The 13,072-nt window shown below is 43.3% G+C and carries 6 protein-coding genes and 1 pseudogene; 6 read left to right on the top strand and 1 reads right to left on the bottom strand.

The features are described from left to right. Window positions 1-7 precede the first annotated feature (7 nt). The 3 genes from QZ076_RS10990 to QZ076_RS11000 all read left to right on the top strand — a co-directional run bounded on the left by QZ076_RS10990 (window position 8) and on the right by QZ076_RS11000 (window position 7,696). Entirely contained in the window at window positions 8-1,861 is a 1,854-nt protein-coding gene (locus tag QZ076_RS10990) for a beta-L-arabinofuranosidase domain-containing protein (protein ID WP_293713341.1), read from the top strand. A 20-nt stretch (window positions 1,862-1,881) separates the two neighbouring features. Continuing rightward, window positions 1,882-3,921 (top strand): beta-L-arabinofuranosidase domain-containing protein, encoded by a 2,040-nt coding sequence (locus QZ076_RS10995; protein ID WP_293713343.1) that lies wholly within the window; start codon window positions 1,882-1,884, stop codon window positions 3,919-3,921. Window positions 3,922-4,081: 160 nt separating this feature from the next. Continuing rightward, complete coding sequence (locus QZ076_RS11000; protein ID WP_293713345.1) at window positions 4,082-7,696, top strand: glycosyl hydrolase; 3,615 nt, start codon at window positions 4,082-4,084, stop codon at window positions 7,694-7,696. Between the two features lie 77 nt (window positions 7,697-7,773). On the opposite strand, the gene gadC is transcribed toward QZ076_RS11000, so the two are convergent. Further along, complete coding sequence (gene gadC, locus QZ076_RS11005; protein ID WP_293713347.1) at window positions 7,774-9,321, bottom strand: putative glutamine/gamma-aminobutyrate antiporter GadC; 1,548 nt, start codon at window positions 9,319-9,321, stop codon at window positions 7,774-7,776. Between the two features lie 199 nt (window positions 9,322-9,520). On the opposite strand from gadC, the gene QZ076_RS11010 reads away from it, so the two are divergent. The 3 genes and pseudogenes from QZ076_RS11010 to QZ076_RS11020 all read left to right on the top strand — a co-directional run. Continuing rightward, on the top strand, window positions 9,521-10,285 hold the full coding sequence (locus tag QZ076_RS11010) for a potassium channel family protein (protein WP_293713349.1): 765 nt from the start codon (window positions 9,521-9,523) through the stop codon (window positions 10,283-10,285). A gap of 303 nt (window positions 10,286-10,588) precedes the next feature. Beyond that, complete coding sequence (locus QZ076_RS11015) at window positions 10,589-11,692, top strand: heparan-alpha-glucosaminide N-acetyltransferase domain-containing protein (protein ID WP_293713351.1); 1,104 nt, start codon at window positions 10,589-10,591, stop codon at window positions 11,690-11,692. A 74-nt stretch (window positions 11,693-11,766) separates the two neighbouring features. Further along, window positions 11,767-13,072, top strand: a pseudogene (locus QZ076_RS11020) (protease); the annotation flags it as partial.

Here is a 13,072-nt window from a genome sequence, read left to right on the forward strand (position 1 = left end):
TAAGACCATGAAACAGTATCTCTTATTATCTCTGACTTGCTTGGCTTTATGGGGATGTAGCGAACAAAAACAGGTATTGGAAACACCCCTCAAAATGATCGACCAGGTAGACTTCTCCCACGTTCATATACAAGACCATTTTTGGTCGCCACGTCTGAGCAAACATATCTCGGCAACATTACCTGTCTGTATAGATCAGATAGAGAACCAGACAGGTCGCATGCAAAACTTTGTCAATGCGGCCAAAGGAGAAGGTGAACACTCCGGTATTTTCTTCGATGATTCGGATGTATATAAAGCACTCGAAGGTATTGCTTATAGCCTCATCAACAATCCGAATCCCGAACTGGAAAAGAAAGCTGACGAATGGATCGATAAGATAGCCGCCGCACAACAACCGGACGGATATATCAATACATTCTATACCCTGACCGGATTGGACAAACGGTGGAAAAATATGGACAAGCACGAAATGTATTGCGCCGGTCATATGATGGAAGCCGCTGTTGCTTATTACCAGGCTACCGGAAAACGCAAACTGCTCGACGTAAGTATGCGTATGGCAGACCATATGATGAGCCTCTTCGGCCCTGATAAGCGTCATTGGGTACCGGGACATGAAGAAATAGAACTGGCGCTGGTTAAACTTTATCAGACCACCAAAGAACAGAAATACCTGGACTTTGCCAACTGGCTATTGGAAGAAAGAGGCCACGGTCACGGAAGCAAAGGCGATGAAGGCAAGTGGGATCCGGCTTACTACCAGGACATCGTTCCGGTTCGCGAGCTGACAGATATTTCCGGCCACGCCGTTCGTTGTATGTATCTGTATTGTGGTATGGCCGATGTTGCAGCCCTGAAGAAAGATACCGGTTACGTGGAAGCGTTGGATCGTCTGTGGGATGATGTTGTTCTGCGCAATATGTATGTTACCGGTGGTATCGGTTCTTCAAGGCATAATGAAGGATTTACCGAAGATTACGACCTGCCTAATATGGACGCCTATTGTGAAACCTGTGCCTCTGTCGGCATGGTTTACTGGAACCAACGTATGAACCAGTTTACCGGCAACTCCAAATATGTAGATGTGCTGGAACGTTCCATGTACAACGGAGCACTGGCAGGTGTTTCCCTGGCTGGAGATCGTTTCTTCTATGTTAATCCGCTGGAGTCAAATGGCGATCATCACCGCCAGGCATGGTATGGTTGCGCCTGCTGCCCGAGCCAGATCTCACGTTTCTTACCCTCTATCGGTAATTATATCTATGGAACATCCGATAAAGCCTTGTGGGTAAATCTTTATATGGGAAATACGACACAAATTACTGTGGATAACAAAGAAGTCACCTTGAAACAGGAGACAGATTATCCGTGGGATGGACTGGTTAAACTGACAGTTACCTCTGCACACCCTTTGAATAAAGAACTACACATCCGTATTCCGGGATGGTGTAAAAAATATACATTGTCTGTTAATGGCAATCCCGTAAATGCATCGACAGATAAAGGATATGCTATTGTCAAAGACTGGAAATCAGGAGATCAGATCACACTCAACATGGATATGCCGATCGAAATGGTTTCTGCTGATCCGCGTGTAAAACAGAATGTAGGAAAACGGGCTGTACAACGCGGTCCACTTGTTTATTGCCTGGAAGAGATTGATAATTCCAAAAACTTTGCCGATCTCAATCTGGCAGCCGGTACTTCTTTCGAAGTAAAAGACGAACCCGGTAAACTGGGAGGCATCAAAGAGATTGAAGCCGTATCCGGAAATCAAAAGTTGTCTTTCATCCCCTACTACACCTGGGATAATCGGGAAGCCGGAAAAATGAAAGTTTGGATCGATTATAAAGAGTAATTCATATATTCTACATGACCATGAATAAATTAATAAAAATCTTTTTCGCATCATTTGCGACCCTTGCGATTGCTTCGGCTGCACCTGCCGGAGGAGAATCCGTGTCTGGTAATTATTTGAATAACCGCCAGCCACTATTACAAAAAACATACATAGAACTTCCTCTAGGTTCTATCAAAGCGGAAGGCTGGATGCAGGAACAACTCGTCCGGATGAAAAACGGAATGACCGGACATCTGGATGAGGTTTACGAGAAAGTGATGGGACCGCGCAACGGTTGGCTCGGCGGTGACGGCGATGTATGGGAACGAGGCCCGTACTGGATAGACGGCCTGCTCCCACTGGCTTATATTCTGAATGACCAGGCTCTTATAGAGAAAATAAAACCCTGGATCGAATGGACGCTGGCCTCTCAAAAGCCGAACGGCTATTTCGGACCCGACACCGACCGCAGTTACGAACCGGGATTACAGCGTGACAATGCCCAGGACTGGTGGCCTAAAATGGTCATGCTGAAAATCATGCAGCAGTATTATACAGCAACCAACGATATCCGCGTGATCGGTTTCCTGACCAATTATTTCAAATACCAGTTAGCCGAATTACCTAAGAATCCGCTTGGCAAATGGACATTCTGGGGTGAACAACGTGGCGGCGATAACCTGATGATCGTCTACTGGCTGTATAATATTACCGGAGATAAATTCCTGCTCGATCTGGGCGAACTTATCCATAAACAGACATTCAACTGGACAGATATCTTCCTGAACCAGGATCATTTGTCACGCCAGCACAGCCTGCATTGTGTAAACCTGGCACAAGGATTCAAGGAGCCGATCGTTTATTACCAGCAAAACAAAGATCCGAAACAGATACAAGCAACAAAGAAGGCTGTTCATGATATTCATAACACGATAGGCCTGCCTACCGGATTATGGGGTGGTGACGAATTGTTGCGTTTCGGAAAACCGACAGCAGGTTCCGAACTATGTACGGCTGTAGAAATGATGTATTCATTGGAAGAAATGCTGGAAATAACCGGTGACATCCAATGGGCCGATTATCTGGAGCGAGTAACCTATAATGCACTGCCAACACAGGTAACCGACGATTATTCCGGCCGCCAGTACTACCAGCAAACGAATCAGGTAGCCGTTACACGCGACTGGAGAGAATTCTCCACTCCCCATGAAGATACCGACATCCTGTTCGGCGAACTGACCGGCTATCCTTGCTGTACCTCCAACCTCCATCAAGGCTGGCCCAAATTTGTACAGAACTTATGGTATGCTACTGCCGACAACGGCATTGCAGCTTTAGTATATGCCCCGTCACAGGTATCGGCAAAAATAGCCAACGGCATTACTGTAAATATCAAAGAAGAAACAGCCTATCCTTTCGAAGAAGCCATTCGTTTCAACATTTCCTTCGCCGACAAAAAGGTGAAACAGGCATTCTTCCCCTTCCACATCCGTATACCGGCCTGGTGTAAGAATCCGATTGTCAAACTGAATGGCGAACCAATCACTATCGATGCCTATCCGGGAACTGTAGCACGTGTAAACCGCGAATGGAAGAACGGCGATATACTGAGCCTCGAATTACCGATGGAAGTAGCTGTAAGCCGCTGGTACGACAACAGTGCCGTAGTTGAACGTGGTCCGCTGGTATATGCTTTGAAAATGAATGAAAAATGGGAAAAGAAAACATTCGAAAACGAGAAAGCCGGAGAATACGGCAAATGGTATTATGAAGTAACTTCCGATTCTCCCTGGAACTACGCTTTATTACACCGTAGCTTCTCGTCTGAACAGATCAAGACATCTTTTACCGTAGAGAAATCGTCTACCGTTGCTATTTATCCGTGGAATGTAGAAAATGCGCCTATACGCATCAAAACAAAAGCAAAACGGGTAAACAACTGGACACTCGTCAGAGGTTCCGCCGGTCCGGTTCCTTTCTTCACGCAACAAGGTAACGATGTCGGAGAAGAAGAAATGATCGAACTGATACCTTATGGGTGTACGACACTCCGCATTACCGAATTCCCGGTAAGATAATATCTACTCTAAGCCACCTTCAAGAAAATAACATACACTTGAAGGTGGCTTAACTATCTTGTCATAAAGCCAAAATGCATAATAATAATATCATATTTGAAACATTATTATCGTGATTAGTAACTACTTTTGTTTTATTACAGATATAAACTAATCAACCATGGAAAAACTCTTTATTTTAACCCTGTGTATTTTTTCCCAGCTTCTTTCTTCCCAGGTAAAACAATTGCCTCCCGGACATCCCGACCGTTCCGCCACTATGGATTTAAAAAAAGGTTTTGCAACGCCTCCCAAAGGATATGGAGAAGTACCTTTCTACTGGTGGATGGGCGATACTTTAACCCGTGAACACCTCACCTACCATCTGGATCAGATGGCTGCAAAAAAAGTGACCAGTTTACAAGTAAATTATGCCCACTCAGACAAAGGAGGGGTCAGTTACGGCTTGACTTTCCCTTCCCGTCCGGCCCTCTTTACTGAGGAATGGTGGGATCTGTTCAGCTGGTTCATGGAAGAAGCAAAAAAACGGAATATGACCGTTAGCCTCAGCGACTACACCCTGGGAGTCGGACAAGGTTCTTACGTGGATGATGCCCTAAAGGAAAACCCCGGATTGACGGGAGCCGAACTGAAATTCGAGAGTGATACCATTCAAGGCAGCTATGAGAAAGCATGTCGTGAAAATCTGCTGTCCTTATATGCTTACCAGTTGGGAACAGACAGTATAATCATAGAGAACTCCGGCATCGACCTGACCAAAAACCTTACTGATAACAAAATACAATGGCAATCACCGGAAGGTAAATGGATCGTAACGCAGGTATACAGTGCCGCAAAGAAACCGTCACTCGACCCGATGCATCCCCTTTCGGGCAAAAGTTATGTCAAACATTTCTTCCAACGGTTCGAAGACCGTTTCCCGGAACAATCCAAAGGAGGACTCAACTTCTTTTTTTCTGACGAGCTAAACTTCAACCTACACGGCTACATCTGGAATTCAATCTTCAGAGATGAATTCAGGAAACGGAAAGGATACGATGTTATCCCCTACCTCGCCGCCCTGTTCACCCATATAGGTTCAATCACTCCTAAAATCCGGTTGGATTATAATGATGTCATGGTATCGCTCAGTGAAGAGAACTTCTTCATCCCCGTATACCAATGGCACGAAGATCGTAACCTCATTTACGGCTGCGACCATGGCGGACGCGGAAGAGATGTCAGTGAATTCGGCGATTACTTCCGTACCCAGCGATGGAACCAGGCACCGGGTTGCGATCAGCCCAACTTTTCGAAAGACATTATAAAAAATAAAGTAGCCTCTTCCATCGCACATCTTTACGAACGTCCGAGAGTATGGCTGGAAGGTTTTCACAGTAGTAAATGGGATAGCAACACAGCTAATGTTATCGATGCAATCTTTGCTAATTTTGCCATGGGTCAGAACCTGCTCAGCCTGCATGGTTTCTTTTACAGTACGGTAGGAGGCTGGTGGGAATGGGCACCTCCGTGTAATCATACCCACATGCCTTATTGGGAACAAATGGGGCCCCTACTCGAATGTTCCGAACGTCTGAGTTATGTTCTCTCACAAGGATATCACCGGGCCGATATAGCAATCCTCTATCCCGTAGAACCGGTAGTAGCCGGATACGGTAGCAATGCAGTGGAAAAAGCTTTCAGCCTGGGAGATTTTCTTTATAAGAAAGGTATCGATTTCGACTTCATGGATTACCAATCGTTGGATAAAGCGACCGTAAAGAACAGTAAACTTCACATTTCAGGAGAAGAATTTAAAGTACTTATTATCCCTTCCATGAAAGCCATCCGGCATTCTTCCCTGGAAAAGGCTCTGAAATTCAAACAAAACGGAGGGATTGTCATCAACCTCGGCGATTTACCCGAAGCAACAGAGAAAAAAGGATTGAATGATACCCGTGTAAACACATTACTCGATAAACTATTCAAAACATCCGGCAATAACGTGTTTATTGCAACAGATAACAAAGAGATCCTCCATATTCTTGACTCACATCTAACCCGCGACTTCCGCATCACTTCCCAGGAGGATAAACAGGATGAACCTTATATCATGCACCGGAAAATAGCAGGTAAAGAGCTCTACGCCGTATATAATGTACCTAAAGATACGGAATGCTTCTTCCGTGCAACAGGTGGGATAGAACTATGGGATCCATGGACCGGGACCTTCCGGGAAATATCCGCATCATCCGTCACCAACGAAGGAACTTGTATCCGTATGCCACTCGATAAGCAGGATATGCATATCTTCGTATTCGATCCAGCCCGGAAAGCAACGATCTCTGCCCCTGTGGAGCACAAAGTAACGGAGACAATCGTACTGGATGGTGAATGGGGATTCGAACTTAAACCAACCTTAGATAATCAATTCGGTGATTTCCACTGGCCTGCTACACCGGAAATACTGGGAGCTTACATCTACAAAGCTCGCTACATGCAGAGTTCCAAAATAACAGACGGATGGCAATCTCCTTCCTTCGACGATGATGACTGGATATCCAAGACTTTCACATTCGCTCCCCGCTTTATGCTGCTGGAAGCCACTCCAGAACTGACAGAAGAACTGATTTTCAGTAATCTCCCAGGAAAATCCGAGGGCATCATAGCCAGTAATAAAGAATACCACTGGAAACCGTACGAATTCTCCTGGCGCTGGGGAGTAGAAAACGATTACGGCCATCAGGGATGGCATGGGCTGAAAGCAACCGTACACGATGAATTCATCAGGCTAGGCGAATTCAAACAGGAATTCAGAGAAACACTACGGGTAAAAGACCCAAGCGGTAATAAAAACTATTATCTCTATTCGAATGTACTGGCTCCGGAAGCAGGAACCTACCAACTCTCACTCGGAGAACTGAAGCCGGCAGCCGTTTATATCAATGGAAAGCAGACCGAGGACTTATCGGGAAGTATCTTATTGAAAGAAGGTATCAACGAAATCGTACTGCATTACGATACTTTCGGTGTAACCTGGTGCGTCATCCGAAAACAAGGCGACAGCCCACGTATAATCAAAGAAGCAACAGCTGAAAAACCATTGGCTACCAATTTCAGAGGAGATCGTTCGATACTCCCGTTCGATATCAGACACACACAGGAAGCAACCTATGGGCAATACCGTTTCAAATCGGCTCCGGGACTCGAAAAATTCGTATTTTCCGCTTTCGGGAAACCGGAAGTATGGGTAGACGGAAAAGCTTGTCTACTGGATATTAAAGGTAAACGCGCGGACGGTTGCATAACTTATGAGGTCACGATCCCTAACCCGAACAAACGGGTATCCACAGTAGCCATCCGTATAAAAGAAGAATGGGGTAATACCGGTGGAGCGGCTATTGATAGTCCGATCAGGCAGGTATGCGGGGAAGGCTTGATTGTAGCCGGCGACTGGTCACAGATAGAAGGTATCTCGACCTATTCAGGAGGTGCCTGGTACCGTAAGAATATCCAAATGAAAGATATAGCAAATAACCAGAGAGTTCATCTGAACCTCGGTAATGTCATTTCTACTGCGGAAGTATGGATAAACGGCAAAAAAGCAGATCTGAAACTCACTGCACCCTGGCAATTTGACATTACTGATCATATTAAAAACGGTAATAATAAGATTGAAGTATTGATACATAACACAGCTGCCAACTACTATCTCTCCGTTCCGACACAATATCGGGGAAAAACGACTGCCGGACTTTTAGGAACTGTATCGATAGAGATTACAGAAAACAGATAAACATGAACAAGGGACAGAAATCATAAAGATTCCGTCCCTTGTTTTTGTATGTAAAATAGAAATTACAGAGGTATTGGCTAAGCTTGTGTATTCGTCGTTGTTGTATTAGTTGTAGTTGTATTATTTGTATTGGCAGTTTGAGTTGTAGCACCGGCAACAGGAGCCTGTACTTTTGCTTCTTCCCAATGGAACGGTTCGAACTCTGAATTCGGATCGACCCAGGATGCCTTTTTGGAAGCATAAATAATAAACGGAGCAACTACGACAACAATAGCACCGATAATCAATACGGCAAACCAAACAGTATTACTACCGACAGAAATCTGACTCGGCGGAATAAAGCTCAATATAAACGCCAGTAATGAACCACAGAAACCAAGGCCACCGATAAACCACATCAGACCGTTACCATGTTTACCGATACGGAACGGACGATTGGCTTTTTTCATCCGGTAACGTAATGCGATTGCACCGGAGAACATCAATAGGTACATAACCAGATAAAGGATCACTGTTAACTGTGATAAGATCTGATAGAAACTTTGTACTGAAGGCATTACAACGAACAGTAAGCTCAATAAAGTAACAGCACATCCCTGTACCAACAGAATATTTTTCTGAACACCAATCTTGTTTGTTTTCTGGAAGAAAGGAGGTAGATAACCAGCCTTACCGACTGTAAAGATACCTTTTGACGGACCGGCAACCCATGTTAACACACCTGCCAGTACACCGAATGCCAGGGCGATAGCGATAATAGGAGACAACCAGGAAGCATGGATGAATTTGAAGTAGTTATCGAAACCAACCAGCAGACTCTGTGTCAGGTTAATATCCTTTTCCGGAATAATAACACCCAGGGCAAAAGTTCCCAATACGAAAATAATTACAGTGATCAATGCACCGATAAATACAGCTTTCGGATAGTTTTTAGAAGGATTTTCCACATCTTTTACGTGGATACCACCCATTTCCATACCTGCATAAAACAGGAAGATACTGGATGCAAGAACCAGGTTATCGAACTTAGAAAAGTCAGGGAAGAAATTACCATGGAAGTCCATATTCGAATGACCGCCCATCGACAGGTAAACGATTCCGAGGATGATCAATAGAGCAGCCGGAAGGATCGTACCGACAATACCGCCTACTTTAGCAACTTTACCTACCCAGCTCAATCCTTTCAATGAAATAAAAGTAGCCAGCCAGTAAATGATCAATACAACAGCTAATGTGTACATTTTATTTGAAGCCAGTGTCATGTCATGCGCATCATTCATTCCTATAAAAGCAATGGATACTGCACCGAAGGTTAACACAGTGGGATACCAGATCGTACTTTCAATCCATTGTACCCAGATGGCGAGGAATCCCCATTTCTTACCGTAGGCCTCTCCTACCCATCTGAAAACTCCGCCCTGCTTATCCTGGAACATGGCTGCTAACTCAGCTGCCACCAGCGATGTCGGGATCAAAAAGACAATTGCCGCAAATAGATAATAAAAGGCTGAACTTAATCCGTATACAGCCTCGGCTGGTAGTCCGCGGAGAGACACTACCGCCGTAACATTCATAATCGCAAGAGTAAAAACTCCAAGTTTTACTGCTTTTCCTACATTTGCCATGAATTTACTGTTTAAATGTGAATTTTGTATTGTTTAGTTTCGCTTTAAATATGTCAGTAAAACAAATCGGTATTGTGTTAGTTTGTCAACAAGATGTCAAACTAGGTTAATTAACAGAATAGTGTTAAAAACAAAATCAGACTTTTCTATGTTAGATAGCTTAAAATATTTTCATCTAAACGCCTAAACAGTAAACACAATGAAGTCAGCATTCAGTGATATTATTTATGAGAAAAGAGGAATATACGGAGTATTGCACGTTATCATTTTGCTACTTTCGCTGTTCCTTATTGTTGTAATTTCAATTGATACATTCAATAATATCCCTTTTATTACACAGGGGTCGTATCTGAAGATACAGTTCTGGATCTGCATGTTCTTTATTGCCGATTTTATTTTGGAGTTTTTCTTATCAAAACGTAAATTATATTATCTGCAAACCCACCTGATTTTCCTGATCGTATCCATTCCTTATCTAAATATTATCAATTATTATGGGATTGAATTTTCACCGGAGATCACCTATTTCCTACGTTTTATCCCATTGGCACGCAGTGGTTACGCTCTAGCAATAGTGGTAGGATGGCTATCTTCCAACAAGGCTTCGGGACTGTTCGTATCTTACCTGACAATGTTGCTGGCTACGGTTTATTTTTCCAGTCTGATATTCTTTGTCATCGAACATAAGGTAAATCCACAGGTAGCCGGTTATGACGATGCACTCTGGTGGGCTTTTATGGATGTGACGACGGTAGGTTCGAATATTTATGCCGTTACGCCTACGGGACGGATATTATCGGTACTGCTGGCAGCACTGGGGATGATGATGTTCCCTATCTTTACCGTCTACGTGACCAGCCTGGTACAGAATGCCAATAAGAAAAGAGAAGAATATTATAATAAGGGACAAGTCGCCCAGGATAAGACTGCCGCTCCGTCCGAAACAACAAATCAGCAGTCCTGATTTTCTTATTAAAAAAAATTCACAATATAGCCGAAGGGATTTCAATTACCCTACATACTAAATCCAATTACATGCCGAGGAAATTAGTGGTTGATAAATATCAACCGAATGTCCGACAATTGTCAACCGTATGGTTGATAATTATGAGCCAAGCGGCTGAAAATTATCAGCCATTAAAAAGTGTCGTATAAATATACTAAAACAAAGGATACATTCTACTGAACATTAGTGTTTTATTTTACAAATAATATAACCCTGTTGTTTTTTAATTACATTTGCATCTGCAACCCAAAAATCTAAGTTATGGCACAATCAGGAAGGCTACTCTCACTGGATGTAATGAGAGGTATTACAATTGCAGGAATGATCATGGTAAACAACCCCGGAACATGGGATTATGTATATGCACCACTCCGCCACGCATCATGGAACGGTTTGACACCGACTGATCTGGTATTTCCGTTCTTTATGTTCATTATGGGAGTTTCCATGTTCTTTTCATTACGGAAATACAATTTCAAATTATCCAAAGAAAGCGTTACGAAAATATTGAAGCGCACTGTGTTGATCTTCCTGGTCGGATTCGGATTAAATTTATTCTCACATATATGTTACAACGGATTCACTCATTTTGAGAATCTTCGTATCCTCGGAGTAATGCAGCGTTTGGCGCTGGCTTATGGTGCAGGTTCATTGATCGGACTGGCTATTAATCACAAATACATCTGGCAAACGGCAGCCGGTATCCTGATCGTTTATTGGATGCTTCTTACTTTCACAGGAAGTACGACACTATCGGAAGACAATATTATTGCGGTTGTAGACCGTCTCTTGTTTGGCAATACACATATGTATCATGATTACCTGGCAGACGGGACACGTATAGCTTTCGATCCGGAAGGACTGTTAAGTTGCGTGGGAAGCATCGGACATGTCCTGTTAGGTTTTTATGCCGGTAAAATAATTCTGGACAGTAAAAAGAATAATGAACAGATCATCCGGAACCTGTTTATATTCGGAGCGATCATCCTGTTCCTGGGATTTTTGTTAAGTTACGGTTGTCCGATCAATAAAAAATTATGGAGCAGCACATTCGTACTAACCACCTGCGGATTCGGATCATTGTTCCTTGCCTTACTGATCTGGATCATCGATATCAACGGTAAAAAGAAATGGTCACTATTCTTCGAGTCTTTCGGGATCAATCCGTTATATCTTTATGTACAAGCCGCTGTTTTGGCTACCATATTCGATAAATGCGGAATAACATCCTATGTTTATACCGATATACTGGTACCTCTGTCCGGTAATTTCAGAGGTTCGCTGATATGGGCCATTCTTTTTGTCATATTGAACTGGATTCCGGGATATTGGTTATATAAGAAACATATCTATATCAAATTATAATGAATTGTAACAAGTTATTCCGTCATAGCATTTATATAAGTATTATCAGTTTTTTCCTGTTTCATGCAGGTGAAATGAAATCGCAGATAAGCGAAGGAGGGAAACCGGCCAGTTTCAATTATCGAAATATGTTGAAAAGTGAACAGCCGGCTGTTCAGATTCCTGTAAACTTCAGTGTGGAAGACTTGATTGCAGTCGACGAATGGCGAGTAAGCCAGGGAGCGCCCTTAACTGTTTCTACTTTGATAGATACGGATCTGAATATCGATAATTCCGGAAAGTGGATCACACTGCCCGGAGGAGAAAAGGTATGGCAACTCCATCTGCAAGCAAAAGGGGCAATTGCCTTAATGTTATATTATGACGAATTCTACATTCCGGAAGGCGGAAAACTATTTATTTATAATGCTGATAAAACTCATCTGTTGGGAGCTTATACATCACAAAGTAATCCGGGAGGAAAAATATTTGCCACAGAATTTGTGTCCGGCGATGATCTTACGCTTGAATATGAACCACCTGCATCCGGTGATAAAGCCGGAATAACCATTAGCCAGGTAGGATATGGATACAATCATTTAACCGTATCCGGCAGTTTACGAAATACTGGTCCGGGAACTTCCGGTTCCTGTATGGTTAATATAAATTGTGAAGAAGGAGAGGAGTGGCAAACCGAAAAGAACGGGGTTTGCCAGATGGTAGAAAAAATAGGAAAAGCAGGATATCTTTGTTCCGGTTCCCTGATAAATAATACGGCTAAAGATATGAAACCTTATATCTTATCGGCTTTCCATTGTACGGAAGATCAGGATAACGGCCAAATAGCTTCAGCAGAGGATCTGAACCAATGGGTATTCTATTTTCATTTCGAACAGACCGGATGTGAAAGCACTTCACCGGTTGCCGATCATAAAACAATGGTAGGGTGCAGCCACATCGTGAGTATTCCGATAGATGGAGGTTCCGACGGCCTATTATTATTGCTGAACGGGAAGATCCCTCTGGATTATAATGTTTATTTCAACGGATGGGACCGAAGTGATCTACCTGCTTCATCAGGAGTAAACATTCATCATCCTTCAGGTGATTATATGAAAATATCCACATTTGGCAATCGCCCGGTAGAAACAATGACCTGGAATACTACCGGCGCTCCTAATGCTCACTGGAATGTTATTTTCGATAAGACTCTCAATGGACATTCCATAACAGAAGGTGGCTCTTCCGGTTCACCGCTTTTCAACGAGAATAAACAGATAGTCGGAACATTAAGCGGCGGAAATTCCACCTGTCGCCAGGCAACTGGTAATAATCTATATGGCAAATTATCTTATCATTGGGATAAATACAGCCAGGCTGACACCGGACGGATGGATATAT

The sequence above is a fragment of the uncultured Parabacteroides sp. genome (assembly GCF_905196875.1).
Classification (GTDB): domain Bacteria; phylum Bacteroidota; class Bacteroidia; order Bacteroidales; family Tannerellaceae; genus Parabacteroides.